The sequence below is a fragment of the Leptolyngbya sp. PCC 6406 genome (assembly GCF_000332095.2).
Classification (GTDB): domain Bacteria; phylum Cyanobacteriota; class Cyanobacteriia; order Phormidesmidales; family Phormidesmidaceae; genus PCC-6406.
The window spans coordinates 3,416,862-3,435,745 of record NZ_KI913949.1; the positions used below are offsets into that span (position 1 = coordinate 3,416,862).

Annotated in this window: 16 protein-coding genes; 1 reads left to right on the plus strand and 15 read right to left on the minus strand. The window is 48.5% G+C overall.

The window, feature by feature from the left end:
* Positions 1 to 2: 2 nt before the first annotated feature.
* Complete coding sequence (locus LEP6406_RS28340; protein WP_008318755.1) at positions 3 to 2,018, minus strand: CHAT domain-containing protein; 2,016 nt, start codon at positions 2,016 to 2,018, stop codon at positions 3 to 5.
* Positions 2,019 to 2,114: 96 nt separating this feature from the next.
* The gene (locus LEP6406_RS0215115) at positions 2,115 to 3,476 is read right to left on the minus strand and encodes a class I SAM-dependent methyltransferase (protein WP_008318756.1); all 1,362 of its coding nucleotides are present in this window, start codon (positions 3,474 to 3,476) and stop codon (positions 2,115 to 2,117) included.
* A gap of 377 nt (positions 3,477 to 3,853) precedes the next feature.
* Between LEP6406_RS0215115 and LEP6406_RS0215120 the strand changes: the two genes are divergently transcribed.
* Positions 3,854 to 5,206, plus strand: coding sequence for a helix-hairpin-helix domain-containing protein (locus tag LEP6406_RS0215120; RefSeq protein WP_008318757.1), 1,353 nt, complete (start codon positions 3,854 to 3,856; stop codon positions 5,204 to 5,206).
* Positions 5,207 to 5,396: 190 nt separating this feature from the next.
* On the opposite strand, the gene LEP6406_RS0215125 is transcribed toward LEP6406_RS0215120, so the two are convergent.
* The 13 genes from LEP6406_RS0215125 to LEP6406_RS32925 form a co-directional block, all read right to left on the minus strand.
* Entirely contained in the window at positions 5,397 to 6,542 is a 1,146-nt protein-coding gene (locus LEP6406_RS0215125; RefSeq protein WP_263971183.1) for a glycosyltransferase family 4 protein, read from the minus strand.
* A 9-nt stretch (positions 6,543 to 6,551) separates the two neighbouring features.
* Positions 6,552 to 7,427: a class I SAM-dependent methyltransferase gene (locus LEP6406_RS0215130; protein ID WP_008318760.1), complete on the minus strand. Its 876-nt coding sequence runs from the start codon at positions 7,425 to 7,427 to the stop codon at positions 6,552 to 6,554.
* 108 nt (positions 7,428 to 7,535) lie between these two features.
* Positions 7,536 to 8,630: a glycosyltransferase family 4 protein gene (locus tag LEP6406_RS0215135; protein WP_008318762.1), complete on the minus strand. Its 1,095-nt coding sequence runs from the start codon at positions 8,628 to 8,630 to the stop codon at positions 7,536 to 7,538.
* 33 nt (positions 8,631 to 8,663) lie between these two features.
* Positions 8,664 to 9,683: an SAM-dependent methyltransferase gene (locus LEP6406_RS28345; protein ID WP_162160885.1), complete on the minus strand. Its 1,020-nt coding sequence runs from the start codon at positions 9,681 to 9,683 to the stop codon at positions 8,664 to 8,666.
* A 33-nt stretch (positions 9,684 to 9,716) separates the two neighbouring features.
* The gene (locus LEP6406_RS0215145) at positions 9,717 to 10,649 is read right to left on the minus strand and encodes a glycosyltransferase family 2 protein (RefSeq protein ID WP_008318767.1); all 933 of its coding nucleotides are present in this window, start codon (positions 10,647 to 10,649) and stop codon (positions 9,717 to 9,719) included.
* A 99-nt stretch (positions 10,650 to 10,748) separates the two neighbouring features.
* Positions 10,749 to 10,925: a hypothetical protein gene (locus LEP6406_RS32915; protein ID WP_008318769.1), complete on the minus strand. Its 177-nt coding sequence runs from the start codon at positions 10,923 to 10,925 to the stop codon at positions 10,749 to 10,751.
* 59 nt (positions 10,926 to 10,984) lie between these two features.
* Positions 10,985 to 12,517, minus strand: a complete 1,533-nt coding sequence (gene tnpC / locus LEP6406_RS28350; protein WP_051463718.1) for an IS66 family transposase — start codon at positions 12,515 to 12,517, stop codon at positions 10,985 to 10,987.
* 193 nt (positions 12,518 to 12,710) lie between these two features.
* On the minus strand, positions 12,711 to 13,889 hold the full coding sequence (locus LEP6406_RS0215160; protein ID WP_155834698.1) for a hypothetical protein: 1,179 nt from the start codon (positions 13,887 to 13,889) through the stop codon (positions 12,711 to 12,713).
* Positions 13,890 to 13,947: 58 nt separating this feature from the next.
* Positions 13,948 to 14,787: an NAD-dependent epimerase/dehydratase family protein gene (locus tag LEP6406_RS0215165; protein ID WP_008313711.1), complete on the minus strand. Its 840-nt coding sequence runs from the start codon at positions 14,785 to 14,787 to the stop codon at positions 13,948 to 13,950.
* Entirely contained in the window at positions 14,784 to 15,860 is a 1,077-nt protein-coding gene (rfbG, locus tag LEP6406_RS0215170) for a CDP-glucose 4,6-dehydratase (protein WP_008313712.1), read from the minus strand. Before rfbG ends, LEP6406_RS0215165 begins: the two co-directional genes overlap by 4 nt.
* Positions 15,854 to 16,624, minus strand: a complete 771-nt coding sequence (rfbF, locus tag LEP6406_RS0215175) for a glucose-1-phosphate cytidylyltransferase (protein WP_027269162.1) — start codon at positions 16,622 to 16,624, stop codon at positions 15,854 to 15,856. The genes rfbG and rfbF overlap by 7 nt, the downstream gene beginning before the upstream one ends.
* Before the next feature lie 19 nt (positions 16,625 to 16,643).
* Entirely contained in the window at positions 16,644 to 17,522 is an 879-nt protein-coding gene (locus LEP6406_RS32920) for a class I SAM-dependent methyltransferase (protein ID WP_008313716.1), read from the minus strand.
* Positions 17,523 to 17,844: 322 nt separating this feature from the next.
* Complete coding sequence (locus LEP6406_RS32925) at positions 17,845 to 18,849, minus strand: hypothetical protein (protein ID WP_008313718.1); 1,005 nt, start codon at positions 18,847 to 18,849, stop codon at positions 17,845 to 17,847.
* Positions 18,850 to 18,884 lie beyond the last annotated feature (35 nt).

Sequence of the window (18,884 nt, forward strand, 5' to 3'; positions counted from 1 at the left end):
CCCTAGCTCGCATCCCCCACCAGCACAAAGGCAGACCAGTTGCGCGGATCGGGAAACTGGGCCTGGGTGGCTAGCATTGCCCGTCGGAGGGCTTGGGCCTTCTGCCCCGTTGCCACCCAATCTTGATAGAACGCCTCCATGAGAGTGGCGGTGGCGGTGTCCGGTACCTGCCACAGAGAGACCACCACGGTATTAGCCCCGGCCACCAGAAAAGCCCGCGTCAGGCCGACGACCCCATCCCCTGTGATGCGACCCCGGCCCGTATCACAGGCGCTCAGCACCACCAAATCTGCCCTTAAGTCCAGGGTGGCAATTTCCGCCGCCGTCAGCCAGCCGTCGTCGGTTGCGGTGGGGGCCAAAGCCAGTACCCCCGGAGCCGACACCCGCACCACCCGTTCTCGCGCTAGGGCGACAGCGGCATCCACGCCGTTGATTTGAACATTACCATCGACGATGATCCCCCCCGGTTCAAAAAAGACCCCGCCATCGGTGGCGCGGGGGGCGTTGGCATCGACAGGTAGGCCAAACTCATTCAACCGGGAGTCGAGGTTGAGGAGGCCGTGGGTGGCTAGGTGAATGATGCCCTGGGTTGGCATCTGCTGAACCACAGCGGTTTCTGTGGCTTGATCGCGGATCAGGGGGTGGGTGTTAAGCAGCCGTGCGATCGCGGTGGCTTCCTGTTCCGCACCGGGGAGGGGAGGCAGATTGGGGGAGGGACTCTGGAGATCAGGGGGTAAACGGGGCATCTCCACCGGGTTACCCACAACGAGACTACCCTCCCCAGGCAGGGCATCATTTTCACTAATCAAGGCTAAGGTTTGCACCGAGGAAGCCAGGGCCAGGGTGTGCTCCTCCATCAGCGTGGGGCCGTTCTCCGCCTGAAGGGCGGCAAAGGGCACTAAAAATAGGGGTCCATGGGGAATAAAAGTGACCAGGGCTTCGGGATCGGCGGGCAACAACTCCGCGATCGGGGCAATCAGCATCCGGTGGAGTGACCGGAGGGGCAGGGGATTGGAGGCGGGTAGGTCATCGGTGACCCGCCGATCTGTGGGGAAAATACCCAGCCCGCGACTGTCAAGGCCCAGAGCGGTTCGGGTATTGGCCACCAGATTTTCTAGGGGAGAGGGGTCGATGGCGGTGGCGGTGGGATTGGCACGGAGGGTTTGCCAAAAGGGACTCAAGGGTAGGTTGCGGAAGGCAATCGCACCACTGGGGGAAACCACCCAAATGAATAGATGGGTTTCCACATCCACCTCGTTCCCCAGCACCCGCCGCCCATCCCCCAGAGCGGAATAGATGACTAGGGTGGTGTTCTGGCGGCGGGCCACTGCTCGGATTTGGTCTACGGTGAGGGTCGGGATACTGCCCGCGCGCCGCTGGGAGGTCAGCACCTCTGCTAAGGCCCGTGCCCGTCCCCGCTCCGCCATTTCCAGGGCCGCCTCTATGTGACCCTGGGCCACTAAAACCCGCTGCATCAAGCCATAGCTATGGGCCTGTTGGTCAAACAGGGTGACGCGATCGAAATCATCCACCTCTTCTCGCGCCCGAATCGCCTCCCAGGCCGCTAAAACCCTGGTCAGGACTCTCTCGGCGGCGTTGTAGTTCCCCGTGTGGAAATAGGCTAGGGCCAGGTTACTCAGGGCACTGTAGCTGGCCTGTCCACTGGCTTCGAGGGATTCCAGGATGGGCACTGCTGCGCCGTAACGCTCTGTCAGTAGGTAGATCCGCCCCAGGTTGTGCAGAACTTGGGGTAGCAAGATCTCATCGTCGGTAGCCTCTATCCGTAGGCGCTCTAGGGCGGTGAGATAGCCCGCTTCGGCTCTGGCATAATCCCGGTTATAAAACTGCTGCTCACTTTGCAGCGTGAGATCAAAGAGATCATCGCTGACCTGGGCCAGGGAGACAGTTGCGGTCGCCCCGAAGTCTATCGGTCCCCAGAGGCCAGTCCAGAGGGGCAGTGCAATCGCGATCACCACCACCCCAGCCCAAAACCGCCATTTCCCTAATCCCCGCACCATCCCAACGTCCTCCTTGAGTTTGATCCCTGACCCTATGGAGAAAACGCGAATACAAGCAAACCGGCCTATGCAAGCAAACCGGAGGAATTTGACGGTCTAATGACCCCGTTCCACCAGAACATATAGAAATACCTCCAGCTTACCCAAGGCATCTGCAACTTTCTGACGAGCCTCGTCCCTGGATATAGGTTCCAAGGTTACCCAGTTAACGGGATGGGTGTGTTGCCACAGATCCGCTAAAGCTTCAAAGGACTGAGGAGCATCCCAAAGCTTTAAGAGCAAGTTCACCACACTGGCATCTACTGTCACAGGTTTTAGCGCGGGCAGGCTCAGAAACTCACTAATCATGAGGGGTTTGTTCTGATTAATGGCTTCAATAGCGGCCTGCTTGAACTTGTCTGTCTTGAGTTGGGGGTGCAAAGCCACTTGTGATGTTTGCCAATCTTGCAGACTCCAGTCTGGAATTGGCAAATAGTCTGGAATATCTAAGGAGTTCGCGCACCAAAAATCCAGCAAGCGATGGACGGGATTCATTAACTCGTATAGCGTGAGTCTCGTCTCTTGCGAACTATCTGCCAACCCCATGGCTAGGTAGCTGGGCAAATTGTCGGGTTCATTAAATAGATCAGCAACATCCCACTGTCGCCAATTGGTCATGGCCACAAACTCTAGCCCTGCCCGTTTCAAGCCCTCAAATAACTCAGTTACTCGATAGCCCTTATCTCCTTGCAGGAGGTGATTGGCGAGGAGGGCTTCCATATTCTTCTCCTCTACTTCATAGGCAGGATTCCATCCATATTTCTTGATGTCAACCCACGAACCTAAGGCTTTCATGGTTTCTACCACAATGGGAATGGCCATCTCTTCCGAAAACTCTTCCATCAATCCCATGAGACCAAAGAGTTCTTGGGCTCGAAAAAAGATTTGTCGTTGGAGCAGACTGTGGAGATTAGAACGAATAATACCCTGGGGCTTGAGGACGGATTTCAAGGCTGCAAGCCCATTGGCAATGTCGTCAAAAAAGTAGAGGACTTCATCGCAGTTGATATAGTCGAATTTCATCTCTAGTTTGGCTACTTCCTCAATAGCCAATACGTGAAATTCTACTTTGTCTTTGAAGCCGTGATACTCCAGCCTCTGCTCCGCAAGCTCGATGGATTTGGGGGAAATGTCAATGCCGACAACTCGTGCGCCAGGATTTGCGGTTGCTAGAATCAGTGCTTTGTAGCCCGTGCCACAACCCGCATCTAGCAGCACTTTGCCCTCGGTGTTAATGAACTTGTGGTGATGGAGGTAGTAGGGCGTTAATAGATTATGGATAAATAGTTCGTTAGAGTTATCTGTCGGAGATTCTTCAATAGGGGTGCGGGGATAGGGGCCAAAGTCAAACTGCCGCCGCATTTTTTCAAGGAATTCGGACTGGGCATCAGTTTGCGAATCAGTTTGCGAAATATCCATGGGTTCCATAAATTAATTGAAATCTGGTCTAAACCCCACCATTTTGGGAATCGGAGTTTTGAGTCCTACCGGCAAAATCTTGCCTCTCCCTTGATGAACCAATGGTGTCTATTTGTCAAGGGTAGATTCTCTCGGCGGGCCAGGGCTGGTTGACTGACAAAAATTTTGCATTGGGTCAGGATGGCGATGAGTTTCAGCCAGCAGGGATGAGGTTTTATCCTTGGTGTTTTATCCTTGGGGTATGGATGTGAGCGGGGTGCCGCTGTCGGCTCTGGTACAGCGGGCGGATAGTTGCGGTGGCCTCTTTGGGCCGGTTCCTGACCATCGTAGAGCCCCAACCCCCTGCAAATAAGCCCGTGAAATTTAAGGATGGAACCATGGTTAAAGTTGTGAGTCGTCAATCTTTGGGGGTTCAGCCCGTCTACGACATTGGGGTAGCGACGGATCACAACTTCCTGCTAGCGGATGGGTTGGTGGCCTCCAACTGCTTCAACAAGTCCCACTCTACTGCCTATGGGTTTGTCACATTCCAGACGGCCTACCTGAAGGCCCACTACCCGGTGGAGTACATGGCGGCGCTGCTGACCGCCAACAGCGGCGACCAGGACAAGGTTCAGAGCTACATTGCCAACTGTATCGCCATGGGCATTGATGTCTTGCCGCCAAATGTGAATAAGTCTCAGGTGGACTTTACGCCTGAGGGGAAGTGCATTTTGTTTGGCCTATCGGCGGTGCGAAATGTGGGCCAGGGGGCAATCGAGTGTATTCTTGCGGAACGAGAGGCAGAGGGGGGGCCGTTCAAGTCTTTGGCGGATTTGTGCGATCGCGTTGATCTCCATGCTGTCAATCGCCGCGCTCTGGAGGCGCTGATCCTCTGCGGAGCCCTGGATACCCTAGAGTCCAACCGCAATCAGCTCATGCAGGATCTAGATCTGGTTCTGGATTGGGCTCAGGGGCGGGCCAAGGATCGGGCGGTGGGGCAGGGCAATCTGCTGGATATGCTGGGGGGGTTCGGGAGCGATGACTCAGCCCCCAGTGGTGGCTTTGAGAGTGCCCCCAAGGCTCCCTCGGTGGCGGATTTTGACCCCCAGGAAAAGCTCAAGCAGGAGAAGGAATTGCTGGGCTTCTATATTTCCGACCATCCGCTCAAGTCGGTGCAAAAGTCCGCCCGCATTCTGGCCCCCATCAGCTTGGGAGACTTGGGCAGTCAGCCGGATAATGTCACCCTAAGTGCGATCGCAATGCTGGCCCAGGTGAAGCCGGTGGTCACGAAAAAGGGCGATCGCATGGCCATTGTGGTGCTGGAGGATTTGACCGGCAGTGTCGAGGGGGTGGTGTTTCCCCGGTCCTATGAGCGCATTGGGCAGTACATCCAGACGGATGCGCGGCTGATGGTGTGGGGCAAATGCGATCGCCGTGATGATCAAGTGCAATTCATTGTGGATGATGCGGAACCGATTGAGGCAGTGCGCATGGTGATGGTGGAACTAGATCCCCGTGTGGCCTCGGATATTGAACAGCAGCACCGCCTCCGCAATGTCATTCGCACCAGTCAAGGGGACAACCCGGCCCAGGCGCGGGTACCAGTTGTCGTGGTGATTGGGGCTAAGCATCAGCGGCAGATCGTGCGTCTGGGAGCCCAGTTCCGGGTAAAGGATCCCGATGCGGCAGTGGCAGCCTTGGCGCAGGCGAAGTTCAAGGCCACTGCTACCCCGTTGATTCCGGCCTAAGGAGATGAGCTTAATTATTTGGCTTAATTATTTGTAAGGTGCGTATAGCCTGCGGCATGGCTGCGCTAAAGCGGCAGCGCCACGCATCAAAGCCCTGGAGAATTGTCCCCAACCGCCCGGCATAAAAATGACCGGGCTAATCCCCTGCGTCATATTTCTGCCCCCCAGCCCTAGGGTTCAGGCCCAACCCTCAATCCTCCAGTCGTTCTCCCCGGTGAAAGCGAGCCCAAGCCTGCTCCACAAAGGTTTGAAACTCAGCCCGAAACCGCTCAATGGCAAAGCGCTCCGCATTTTGCCGGATTTGCATCGGGTCGAATCCCTCTTGTTTAACCTCAAAATCCTGAACGGCTGTCCCCAAAGCCGCCACCGTTTGCTCCGGGAAAAACACCCCCGTTTTCCCCGCTACCACCGTCTCCAAGGATCCCCCTCGGCCATAGGCAATCACTGGGGTTCCCGCCGCCTGGGCCTCTACGGGCAAGATGCCAAAGTCTTCTTCAGCGGCAAAAATAAATGCCTTGGCCCGTTGTAGATGATCCTTGAGCACCGGAAAGGGTTGATACCCCAGAAGCGTGACATTGGGCGGACAGATGCCCTGAAGCCGCTTCATCTCTGGGCCATCCCCAATCACCACTAAGCGCTTGTCCGGTAGGTGGGCAAAGGCCGCCACAATCAGATCCATCCGCTTATAGGGCACTAACCGAGAAGCGGCTAAATAAAAGTCCTGCTTTGCCGTCACCACCTCGAAGGCATTCACGTCTACCGGCGGATAAATCACCGTCGCCCGCCGCCGATAGACCTTCCAAATCCGGCGGGCAATAAACTCCGAGATGGCAATGAAGTGATCCACGCCGTTGGCGGTGCGGTAGTCCCACTGGCGCAGTTGATGCAGCATCCACCGCACCAGCCAGCCTTTCATCCCCCGCCCTGCCCCCGACTCCCGCAGGTACTGGTGCTGCAAGTCCCAGGCATAGCGAATGGGGGAGTAGCACATACAAATATGCAACTGGTTCGGCCCCGTAATCACCCCTTTGGTGACGGCATGGTTACTGGAAATCACCAGGTCATAGGCCGACATATCGAACTGCTCGATCGCCAAGGGCATCAGCGGCAGGTATTGGCGAAACTTGCTGCGAGCAAAGGGCAACCGTTGAATCAAGGAGGTCTGTACCGCCTTGTGCTGGATAAACCCTCGCTGCTCCGGTTCCAAGAAGTCTACCAAGCTATAGAGATCCGCCTGGGGATACACCGCCAGCATCTGCTCCACCACGCGCTCGGAGCCTGCATAGCTAGCGAACCATTCATGTGCGATCGCGATTGCCTGAGGAATTCTAGCCAAAATTAAGATTTACGGTCTCACGTTTTGATCCAGGGGCGTGCCTTCCCTAAAAAGCTGGCTATTGCGGGTGGGTAGCCCCGTTAGTTGGGCATTGGAGCTGGCCCCCTCATAAGTGCCAAAGCGCAGTCGGTCAGGAAGCTGACTGCCAACCTCTGCCTTGAACGTGGCGCGATCCTCTGCCCAAGAGACTAAATACTCAATCTCGAAGCCTGCGGATTGAAAGGACTCGATCACTGCCTGAAGATTAGGGGCAAACCAGTTGCTTTGATCTTTAGGATGCAGTTCGTATTCTCGATACTGCCGCCATAGGGGGGTTGATTTGAAAAGGGCATTCAGGTGCAGCAATCGACTCAGGATGGATAAGGGTTTGCGGAGTAACAAGCGATCGCTCAGGACATGGGTCTCAATGAAAATCGAGCCTTTACTCACCGTGCGTAGGCGGTCAATGGCAAGTAGCGGATACCGTAGGTGATACAGCACCCCGAAGAATAAAATCACGTCAAAAAGACCGATGTCTTCTGGGGAGAGGGTATACACCGAACCTTGGACATAGGTGACTTTTGAATGCAGCAGCGCCTTCAATCGATCAAAGCCAGATTCCTGAGGATTTTCTAGGCTATAGGCTACCACTTCACGGGCACCCCGGCGTTCGCACTCAAAACTAAAGCACCCATTCCATGCCCCTACATCCAGAACCCTCATCCCAGACAGATCCTCAGGAAGCTGCGCGTAGGTACATAACTTATTCACAGGGTTCAAACCGGGGGTAAATATCCCTTGGAATACTTCCCATTTTTGGTGCCAGTGAACGCCAGCGAAGAAATCTTGGGCAGAGAAGGTCTGTGGAGGGGGTTCTAAGACAGTTTTGCCGAGGTTGCTATTCATCAATCTATTGTTGTCGGAGTAAATTTATGACGTCTGACGGGTATCCTACGGCGGCAGTATAGCGAGAATCACTAGGAGATTGCAGGCTTCACTATTCACAATTTAGTCTTACATATGTTGATATAGCACCTCCATAGTCAACCTTGCCGTCTTTTCCCAAGAAAACTGCGCTGCCCGTTTCAACCCTTTGTAACGCAATTCTTTTCGGAGTTGACTATTGGTAGCAATCGCCTTCATCGCATCTGCGATTTCAGCAACATTGTAGGGATCCACCAAAATGGCTGCATCTCCAGCTACTTCCGGCAAGGAAGATATATTGGATGTTATAACGGGTGTACCACAGGCCATTGCTTCTAAAACGGGTAATCCGAACCCCTCCCAAAGACTAGGTAGCACCAAAGCCAGCGATTGATTTAGGACGACAGGTAAATCTTGGTAAGAAATATAATCAAAGAAAAGAACCGCATCGGTGAGCCCCAAATCCTGAATATATGCCTTCAATTCGGGTAGGTAGGGAGACTGTAACGAGCCCACTAAGTGAAGCTTGTAATTTTTATATAAATTAGACTCAAAAAAAGCGGCAATTATTCTTTTCAAGTTCTTATGGAGATCAAACCTGCCAAGATAAACAAAATAATCTTGAGTAGGCAGGTCTAAGAATCTAAAGTTGTCAGCATCATAGGATAGGGGGATAACAGTCACTTTCGACAAGGAAATGTCATAAAACGATCTTAAATCTTGAGCGGTCGCCTCTGAATCTGCCAAGATATGTTCAGCATAATTCAATACTGTAGGCACATAATGCTTGAAGTAAGTTTTTAATGGGGAAAAATGCTTTGCAGAAAATCGTAGGGGAATAATGTCGTGCACTGTAATAACATGTCGTACATCGGTATAAATAGGTGCTTCTGGAACAGGGGAAAAAAGTAAAGTCGAGGAAAGTTTTTTGAATATTTTAGGCAATATAAATTGCAACCAAAGCAGTCGCTTTAGATGACCGATCTTGCCGAAGTCCGTATTTAAACCATTTGGAATTTGTATCCACTGAGACGGTACCTTGATGAAATCTGGTTTTTGATGACTCAAAAAAGTGGTTGCTTTACTTGTACAAATTACCTTGGAAAGATTGAATGAATAATTCGATAGTCCTGTTGGCTTACTTGATAATACAGAGAGATTAACCAGTAGAGAATTTTGCTTCATAAGAGAATTTACAGGCATCAATGGGTAAGGACTCTATGCATAGATAATAAGTACCATTGATGTTGTGACATAACCATCAAGACTTAATTTAATATGTTGTTTCCCTGACTGGTAGTAGGGCTCAGTGTCATAGAGTCTGTCGTGCAAGTCTCCTCCAGCCCAAAAATCAAGCTTTTCAAGACATAGACCAGACTTTCTCAAGAGCAGATCTAAGTTCTCGATATCCTGGCGACGATAAATGACACTAGGGCCACATTCTATTGTGCTGGAATTAGAAGTGATATTGTACTCAGTCGTATGAACACAAATTCCTCCAGGCTTGAGAAGACTACAGGCTTTAAATATAAAGCCGAATCCTTCCATTAGGTTGCCCAAGTGCTCTAAGGCGCACGAACTCCATATAAAATCAAATTTTCCGTCAATATCACGGGGGAACCTCATATCCATAAACTGGAAGTCTACCCTATCTTCAAAAGTGGCTTTTGGGACAATATGCTGAAAATAAAGCTTTTCCAGAGAATTCGCATGTTGATTAGTCGCAGCCCAGGCTTTTGAGCGTCGGTCTCGGACATCTAAATCAGTTGCCAATACCGAAGCACCATACTTAGCAAACAAAGCGGGTAAAGGTTCTGTACCCACTGCAAATCCAAGCCCTCGTTTATTAGGGTCTAGCATTCCCCGTTCAGCAAGCGCTTGAGCGATCGCGCACCACTCCCATGCTTTACGGTGAAACTTAGCTCCTAGAGTCAGTTCATCACAGCCATAAAGACCCATTTCCTCAGACCACCGCTGAAACCAAGGGGTCTGAAAGTGTTCGTGACGACAAACCATTGAGTCAATATGGTGTTCTTCTGAGACGCTGATTGGAGAAGAGAAGGATAGAACATCACTGTCTTTGACGCGATCAAAGGAGTATTTTTTTGTGAGGCGACTAATATATTGATCAACAGCAGATAAATTTCTAGGATTTCCCACCGTTAAGCGAAGAGAAATAAGTCTACCTATATAAAGCCCTTTCTTGATAAGCTTCTTAACACTAATCAAGCTATTCATTCGAATAATATACCCTTTCATCAAGCATAGCGTTTACCATCCGATCTCTTTTAAGATGGGTTCTGCTCTTTTAAACCAGGTTTGCTTTGGGAGGAGCAACCAAAAAACTGATTTCAACAGAATCTCTGGTATTCCCATAATATTACGGTGAATCGCAATGGATAAGGAATTGAAAATCAGATAAATGATTAGTTTTCGCAGATCTTTATCATTGTACTTATCCAGATTGTTTTCACGCTCTGATTTTACCAGTGCATAGGAAGCAATCCATGTTGTGGGCACATAATGTATTTTCTCAAAAAGCATGGCGTTAACTTCTTTATGGGCATCTAACCTTCCCCCCAAACTTTTATTGCTGCTATACATACGAGCACCGGCAAGCACGGTGTCAACATAGAAAAAGTTGTTATTACACCCATATCTTAGCCAGAGTTCATAGTCCATGCAGTAATTCAAGTTAACATTTAAAGCACCCAAATTTCTGACAATACTGCGCCTAAAGAAAACTGCTGGCTGGCAAATATAACATGCTTTCTTTAGGCGTTGATAGTCCCACTCTTCCACAGGATACTTTGCCAAAAAACTCCCAAACTCATCTATCCAATTTGCATCGCCATAAACAACCTCAATATCTGGATTGCCCTCAAATATTTTTCGCACTATCGAAAATGAGTCTGAATAATAAATATCATCGGAATTTATCCAGGCGATGATATCTCCATCAGTCATCTCAATGCCCTTATTTACAGCATCTGACTGTCCACCATCAGGCTCAGAAAGCCATCTCAGCTTTCCTTCATATGCTTTAAGAATATCAATAGTTTGGTCTGTACTGCCACCATCGCAAACGATATATTCTATATCTGTCGGTTCAATATCTTTCTGCGTAAGTACACTTTGAATAGTTTCTTCAATAAAATGCCCCTGTTGATACGACGGAGTAATAACACTAAAGCTCAACTTCATATTCGATTTCTCTAAATTTTTGATTGGAACATAGTAAGTAGAGTAGCAGAGCAAAGACAGATATCCCCAGTTTAGGGAATGAGTTGGCTCTGACCCAGGCTATGCTGCTTTGGCTGAAGTCAATGGCCGGGGTAAAATAGCCTTGAACTGGTTGCCAGGAACATCGTTGATCAGTTGGGTCTGGGGGCAGCGGTGCAGGACTCTAGGAATGCCCCTACCGAGGCCACGATAGAGGAGCAGCCGCACCGCATGGTAGGTGAGCATGGGGTTGCGCATATTGGAGAGGCCGTAGGCGAATTGATAACGGCTGTCTTCGCCTGTAAGCCTTCAGGGGGTCACGGCGCGATTAGGGTTTCAGGCTGATGAGTGGCCAAAGGCAGCAATGAAGGTGGCGCTTGACCAAAGCGAGCCGACCAATAGGCTTGAGTGAGAAAGTCCAGCACATCTCGCTGCTGCATCGTCAGAGAAGAAACCGTCGTCAGCATCCGGGCGACAAACTCACTGCCGGCCTGAGACTCCGCCCCAAAGCTGATGCGCTTCCAAATCACCCCAGCTCGCAAAGAACGCTCAGCCGTATTATTGGTGGGCTCCACCCCCAGCACCGTGACAAACGTCCACAGAGCCGGTTCCACCAACAGCAGTTGTCGGCAAGTGCGTACCGTCTTGGCCAAAGGCGTCTTCTCCTTTGGGCCAATGTCATAGTTCGCTCCCTCCTCAAGCACCGCTTTTACAGCAGCCCGAATCGGCTGGACTAACTCAGCAAAGCCAGTCCGGGAAAGGGTGCCATCCCGCACTTGGTACCACAACTCAAACAACGCTTTTTGTTGAGCCAGTAAGCCTTTTCCAATCTCTTGGCAGACCCCCTGACGCTCGGCAATCCGAGTAAAGTCTCGTTTGAGATGAGCCCAACACACCTGGCGTTGGCTAATATCAATCCACCCATAGCCGCTGTAGCGGTCTGAGACCACAATGCCGTCATAGGCTGGGCCAATCAGTGCTTGGGCGGCGGCTTGAGACCGGCTCAACAGAATGCTGAACACACTCACCATCGGCGTCACCAGCACCCACAGCCAACCCTGTCGCTGGGCCTGATTCTGGCCATCGCTGTTCCCCTGGCGAAAGCTAGTCTCATCACTGTGAATCACCGCTTCCCCCTGCACGTAGCCTTGCGCCTCAGCTACTGGCTGCCCCAGTGCCGCACTGGCTTCTCGGCGTAGCCGGTTGATGCTGCCGCCAGAAATCTCGATCTCAAACAGCGCTGCTAGACAGGTCTTCACCTGCTGATGGCTTTGGCGATAAGCGCCACTCAGTAAGGCCACTACTGCACTCAACCGCTCACCATAACCGCCTTGATGCACCTCTGCTGGTAATTTGCTACGGGTGGTTTTACCGCAGTGCTCACAATCTAAGGCGTGCAGGCGATGCTCGATGACGATGGGCTCAATTGGCGGTAGTTCGACAATCTGGTGCCGATAGGGCGCTGGGTCGTTTCCTGATAGCGGCTCTCCACAATGCCCACAGGTCTTGGGGCGATGCTCGAACACCTGTTTGCAGGCTTCTAGGGGATACAGCTTGCGGGAATATCCTTTGTGTCCCGGTTGGCCTCCGCGCTTCCGCTTCCCTTTGCCTTTGCCCTCCGGGTCTGGCTTAGGGGGGCCGAATCCATCCTTTGAAGGCGGCAACGATGAGTTTTGCGAATTCTGGTTGAGTTGCTCTTCGAGGTGGCTCACCCGCTCTTCTAAGCGACTGATGGTCTCAATGAGAGCGCACACCAGAGCTTTTTTTACGCTAGCCGGGGTGGCATCCCAATCTGACACAGAAATGGAGATGCCGCCGATGTCTATGGTGGGCTCGTTGCCTTCACTCATGAGCCTACCTTAACCCCTATCGAGACCCTGGAACCCTTAATTCTTCGTGAACCCCTGAAGGCTTACCTTCGCCTCGGGCCAGAATTCCTAGTAGCTCGGTGGCATCCATGGTGGGGGTAACAATGTTCTTGAAATCAGAACTGCCAGTTTAGGGTTCTCGAAATCAACCATAAGGCAATTAGTTGAGGAGTCCTTAGATGCGAGTCTCAACAATGTCAAAAATAGACTGATCACCTAAGAATTTCGATAAATTAGGAGGAGAACATTGAGGCTTTTCCGTGGGGTTTTTATCTTTTAGAATGTCTCTAAGAATGTCAGCAGCATAGGAAGTTTCCCTAGGCAGACGAATTAAATTAATGGATTCTGCAAGCTCTCCCTCAAATCCATGCATGGTGGTCACTGTTGCAACTCTAGAAGCATAAAACACTGATTTCAGTAATGCCCCCTCAATAGGGGCTGACCACAAACTCGGATTGATCACTAAGCGAGCTTGGATGACAGCCTCTCTCAACCCACTTTCCCATCTACAAGCCCTAAAGGTGATATTCTCACATTCAATCGTTCTGCCGATAGCAAGCTCACAAGCTTCCTTACTTTCCGGGATAAAAAAGGATAACTCCTTTAGATTTTTCGCTAGATCAATAACATAGGCAATCCCTTTAGCTAAATGGGCTGCTCCATGATAGACAATATCATAGCAGCCTATATTTAAGTCTGAATTTGAATCTGAGTGGGAAAGATTAACGACAGAGTTCGTATTTTCTGTCAAAATTTCACCGGTATCTAGACCTGCGACAACACAATCAATATTCTCATCAAAATGCTTCTCTAGCAGTACTTTTTGATTCTTATTTTGAGCCAAAAATGTAATTTTACTGGAAAGTTTCATAAGAGTCTTTAAGGCTGATATATTTTTGCTTTTAGCATAAAGCACTGGATATGGTTGACAGCCCTGCAATACTTTTTCTGGATTTCCTAGGCATCTCAAACACTCCGCTCCATTATCAGGATGAATATTATAGGATCGGATGCAGAAAAAGCTGTTATCCATTACGTATAGATACAATTTATTGCTTTTGGCAAGAAGAAATAATTTAGAAAATCCAAAAGTTTGAGGATGGAGAAATAGGACTAGAGATTTCCGGATCAATAGTAATTTCAAATTAAAAAATAATTTCCCAAAACTTCGGTCTATAATTTCCCGAAAAGCACCAGGGTAATGTCGTTCCCGAAACATTTTCTTGATTGGCTTCAGAAGAGGTGGCGTGATAATCACATAGCCTCTTGCCTTCGCCTCTGGAACCATATTTTTCATTAATCTCCCTACTCCACTATCAGAAATAGGAACCCCACTTACTAGATATTTTTTCATGTCAACTACTTCAACTGGCACTTCAACTGGAAGTCAGCCAGAAATATAATCTTTTCAATTAGTCTCTTGGAATTTTTGGAACATACCGCATGACTTCATGGGAGCGATATGGAATTTTTCCTAAGAGGAGTTGTCCCGTTGCTTGCCAGTGTTGCCACCAGAACTCAGAAAACTCACGTACTGTTTGAGGTTTTCCCGTACCTAGATTCTTTACCATCGGATTTCCTGCCTGAATATTAGACATCTCACAGGCGTGTAAAAACTGCTGAGCCACCTGCTCTACGGGCATGAAGTCTCTGATCTGTTCTCCGGCAGTCATGGGGAAATCTGCTCCTGCCAAGGCAGCTTTGCGCAGGGATGGCCAGAGCCTAAACTCAGCTTCTCCCTGTCCATAGACGTGAAAAGGTCTGAGTAAGACGACTTCCCATTCCATTTGAACAGCGAGCCCCATTGCAGCTAAACTAGCTGATGCTTTTGACGCACCATAGGCATTGGTGGGCTGTAACGGAGCAGTCGTCGGAATAAACTCATATTGTTCGCCACTATAGCCATACTCAGAGCAAGACCCACAAACAACCAACCGTTTGACGCCAGCTTGCTTAGCCTGTAGCCAAAGATCTAAGGACTGACTGACATTCACAGAAAATAAGCTGTGCCAATCATTGAAGTTTGGATTTACACCCGCTGCGGCTAAATGGACTAAGACATCGCAGTGCTCTAGCGCTTTAGACCAATCCTCCGTAAGGGTACCTTCTAGCCAAGTTGGTTGGAAAGTTAATGGTAGACGGGGTTGGCTTTGGGCTCGCTTCAAGGCTAGAACCTCATGTCCCGCCTGTACTGCAAGCATCAGAAAATGAGAGCCAATGAATCCAGTCCCTCCAGTCACAAACAACTTCATTGGTTCTGATAGGTATCAATTTGCTTCAGAGTAAATGCGTACATATCTTTATGGGCAAGCCAAGCTTGGTGCCACTCCACAGTTGCCTTAAGAGCCCGATCTAATGACCAGCACATTCGCCAGCCCAGTTCTAGGCGAGCACGACTTGCGTCGAGTTGAAGTAAACCAGCTTCATGGGGGTTATTGCCTGAGGCTAAAAATTCAATTTGCTCTAACCATCCCCCACAAGTAGCGATTCGTTCAACTACATTGCTTACGCTTGCATGTTCGTCTATGGTGGGACCAAAATTCCAGGCACGGGCATAGTTGTTCCCATCAGACCCAAGCAGTTTTTCAGCCAATAGCAGGTAGCCTGAGAGGGACTCAAGCACATGTTGCCAAGGACGAACAGCTTGGGGATAGCGAATTTTTAGAGGTTTTCCTTGCTCAAAGGAACGTAAACAGTCTGGAATCAACCGATCTTGTGCCCAGTCACCGCCACCAATCACATTGCCTGCCCGAGCTGTGGCAATATTAGGGAAATGTTGGAGGGGAGAACTAAAAAAACTAGCTCTATAGCTAGCAACAACGAGTTCTGCCGCTGCCTTACTGGCGGAATAGGGATCATAGCCACCTAAAGCATCGATCTCTCGATAGGGATAGATCCATTCCCGATTATCATAAACTTTATCCGTAGTGACAATTACGACTGCTTTCACTGATGGCACATCACGAATAGCTTCTAGCAGGTTTGCGGTGCCGATGACGTTAGTAGAAAATGTCTCTAGTGGCTCAGCATATCCTATTCGTACTAATGGCTGTGCAGCCAAATGAAAGATAACGCTGGGCTGAGCTACATGTAAGGCTTGTTTGAGTGTGCCAAGCTCTAAAATATTGGCTCTAATATCTGAGGCTAATCCATCTGCAACACGGGCTGACTCAAACAGGTTAGGGGTTGTTGGAGAATCTAGAGCATACCCATGGACTCTAGCGCCTAATCTCGATAACCATAATGAAAGCCATGAGCCCTTAAAGCCTGTATGGCCCGTGACCAAAACTGATGTATTTTGCCAATGGGAGGGTTGAATCACCATAGTTTCCAAGGAGCACGGTTATCTCTCCACAGAGTTTCTAGGTGATTTTTGTCCCGGAGCGTGTCCATGGGTTGCCAGAAGCCATAATGCTTAAAGGCCATCAATTCTCCTTTTAAGGCGAGCTGAGTCAGGGGTTCTTGTTCCCAACTGCATGTGTCACCCTCAATTAGATTGAGGCAGTTTGATGACAGGACAAAGAAACCCCCGTTAATTAGGCCCCCATCTCCTGGGGGCTTTTCTGTGAAACCTGTAACTCTAGATTCGCTGAGCTGCAACGCCCCGTAGCGACCGGGCGGTTGGACAGCAGTCACCGTAGCCCAGCGACCGTGTTGGTAATGGAATTCTAATAACGCACCAATATCAATATCTGCTACACCATCACCGTAGGTAAAGCAAAAGGTTTCCCCTGCTTGAATATAGGGGGCTACTCGTCTTAGTCTTCCCCCGGTGAGCGTGTGCTCACCAGTATCAACTAATGTGACTTTCCAAGGTTCGGTTTTGTGTTGATGGATTTCGACGGAGTGATTTACCATGTCGAAGGTGACATCAGAGGTATGCAAAGAATAGTTGGCAAAATATTCTTTAATTAAATAACCTTTATAGCCACAACAAATAATAAATTCGTTTATGCCATAGGCGGAGTAAATTTTCATGATGTGCCATAGAATTGGCTTGCCGCCAATTTCCACCATGGGCTTTGGTCGAAGGTGAGTTTCTTCAGACAAGCGAGTTCCTAACCCGCCAGCAAGAATAATTGCTTTCATCTAATTACTTTCATGCATGTCATTTTTCGGCTTCTATATACATAGAGCCTTCTCCCTTCCGGGGACGATCATCCACTGTCATATCAAGGGGAACTAATGGAAAGTTGTCGATTTCAGTTTTGTCAAAGGACAGCCGTTTGATGTTATGAAATCCAGCCCGTTCAAGTTCTTGACTGAGGGTGTAAAAATCCCACATCCAAGCATGTCTTTCTCCGACAGAGGCATAGCTTACATTTTGCTCGCGGAATGCTTTTGGCAGAAGAGCTGTGGCCAACTTAATACGATAGTGGCTAAACTTTCTCTTGAGTCGAGCAGTTAAATAATTTGGGCTTGTAACAGCTCTCATCAATTTAGAGGCAGCTAACTTTTGAAAAAATGTTCCTTCTCTAGAACTAGATTCACTATAAAGGTTGCTAGCAACTAGACTTAAATCTTCTCCGCAACGAAGTTTGACATACTCAATCATTTTTGACTGCTCATCGGAGTGCTTTTTCAGATAATCAAGGTAATCACCAAGGAGCCCACCAGGATATAGCCGAACACATTGGTCGATCATTTCAATCATCGTAAAATTAGCTTTGTCGTTTTCCCCTTGGTCACGACATTTTAGATACTCTCGGCATAAATTTTCCCAATCAGGTAAAACCAACCTGATTTTCCCGCCAGCTATCAACACTCGATGACAATCTTGAAGGAAAGATAGAGTTTTGGAACGTGAAATATGTTCCAGAAAATGCGATGAATAAACAACACTGATCGAATCATTGTCAAGGGGCAATCCTTTCAGGAGATCGACCTTTTGTACGGAAGAACAAGAAGAATTGTAATCGAAATTAATCCAAGCATCTGAAGCAATAAAAGTATTACCGCAAGCTATATTTATGTTTGTCATGCCCATGATATTTATGTTTAAGGCTCATGTCTTATGGCATTATTCACTCATGCCCAAAATAGAGTCATGCCCAAAATAGAGGCATCTGTATTGATACCTCTGTCACTGATATTGCAGATCAAATGGCTATTTCAAATGGCTATTGGAGATTAAATTGCTTTCCTGGGATCGCGCTGGTAGACGAGGTGTACAAATCTTGAACCCCAAGGCACCATAAAATTTTCAGAAAAGAGAAATCATTTTTAGATTCACTTTTTAGCCTGATTCCAAGAGAGTTAATTTAATTATTTACGAGAGGTTTTTAGTCGCTTTTTGAAAATCAATTAAATTAATTCTCCACTTTAATCCAGCTTTTGACAACACTCTTTGCTTTATAGATAGATTTCTTGGCATAGTAATTAAACTCGTTTAGAAGTTTTTCGGGAAGGTTCCATCCAAGAAAATGACGCAGTTCGCATGGAGAAACTCGGTTGCGAAATCCAATTTGCTCTAATCCCCAATCTATATGTTGTCTTGCCTTTTTGGGCTCATCAAATAAGAACGAATAGGGAGAAGACTTGGGATTCATTTCTATTGCTGCTATATCAGCTAGTGGCTTTCGCAAAACAGCTCGTTCACCTTGGAAAAATGGATCATTAGAGTTTTGGTACTCTCTACCAATAGGTTGAACAAGAGAAATCTTGGCTCCAGAGGAAGCAGCATAAACAAGATGAGATCCCATGACATCACTCAAGATAGTCTCAAATTGAGACATCAAAGCATGTATACGAACAAGAGCATTTTCGTCATTTATTGCAGCACCTCTAATGACCTGAAAGCCAAAATCTTCCCATATTTTTGCGTATCCTAAATCAATATCATCTTGATGCATACAGATGCAGACAAAGTCGAATATACTTTTTTGTTCTAAAACATAATTTATGAACAGTTTATACTTTTCATTGAATTCAATGGGCACAAATCTTGATGTATGACAAGGCATCACTAAAAGGCTATTTTTGATTTTTGAATATTGTCGAGATGAAACATAACAAAAGGGTAATCCTATCGCTTTTGCGTGATACCCTTCTCTAATTAAATATTCTTCTTCATCTTTTCTGGCCACCAAAATTAGAGCTTTTTTATTGGAAATAAATTCAGCAGCTACTAAGTTTGGCTCTAACTGTCTACTTTTCTGAACCCACCCATGTTGCCAATGCCTATAAAGTATTCGGGGAGGATTTTTGAATTCACAATATGTTGAAGCAATCGCAGGGGCTCCATAAAATTCAGTGATTGAAGCTGGAGCATAAGTTTTTATTCTGGGTAAATCCAAAATATGAGAGCTACTCATCTGTTCTGGTTATAAGGGGCGAAATTGATTGCATA

Coding starts and splice junctions, on each gene's coding strand:
- LEP6406_RS28340 (WP_008318755.1), bottom strand. CDS start 2,018: ATGGTGCGGGGATTAGGGAAATGGCGGTTTTGGGCTGGGGTGGTGGTG.
- LEP6406_RS0215115 (WP_008318756.1), bottom strand. CDS start 3,476: ATGGATATTTCGCAAACTGATTCGCAAACTGATGCCCAGTCCGAATTC.
- LEP6406_RS0215120 (WP_008318757.1), top strand. CDS start 3,854: ATGGTTAAAGTTGTGAGTCGTCAATCTTTGGGGGTTCAGCCCGTCTAC.
- LEP6406_RS0215130 (WP_008318760.1), bottom strand. CDS start 7,427: ATGAATAGCAACCTCGGCAAAACTGTCTTAGAACCCCCTCCACAGACC.
- LEP6406_RS0215135 (WP_008318762.1), bottom strand. CDS start 8,630: ATGAAGCAAAATTCTCTACTGGTTAATCTCTCTGTATTATCAAGTAAG.
- LEP6406_RS28345 (WP_162160885.1), bottom strand. CDS start 9,683: ATGAATAGCTTGATTAGTGTTAAGAAGCTTATCAAGAAAGGGCTTTAT.
- LEP6406_RS0215145 (WP_008318767.1), bottom strand. CDS start 10,649: ATGAAGTTGAGCTTTAGTGTTATTACTCCGTCGTATCAACAGGGGCAT.
- LEP6406_RS32915 (WP_008318769.1), bottom strand. CDS start 10,925: ATGCGCAACCCCATGCTCACCTACCATGCGGTGCGGCTGCTCCTCTAT.
- tnpC (WP_051463718.1), bottom strand. CDS start 12,517: ATGAGTGAAGGCAACGAGCCCACCATAGACATCGGCGGCATCTCCATT.
- LEP6406_RS0215160 (WP_155834698.1), bottom strand. CDS start 13,889: ATGAAAAAATATCTAGTAAGTGGGGTTCCTATTTCTGATAGTGGAGTA.
- LEP6406_RS0215165 (WP_008313711.1), bottom strand. CDS start 14,787: ATGAAGTTGTTTGTGACTGGAGGGACTGGATTCATTGGCTCTCATTTT.
- rfbG (WP_008313712.1), bottom strand. CDS start 15,860: ATGGTGATTCAACCCTCCCATTGGCAAAATACATCAGTTTTGGTCACG.
- rfbF (WP_027269162.1), bottom strand. CDS start 16,624: ATGAAAGCAATTATTCTTGCTGGCGGGTTAGGAACTCGCTTGTCTGAA.
- LEP6406_RS32920 (WP_008313716.1), bottom strand. CDS start 17,522: ATGGGCATGACAAACATAAATATAGCTTGCGGTAATACTTTTATTGCT.
- LEP6406_RS32925 (WP_008313718.1), bottom strand. CDS start 18,849: ATGAGTAGCTCTCATATTTTGGATTTACCCAGAATAAAAACTTATGCT.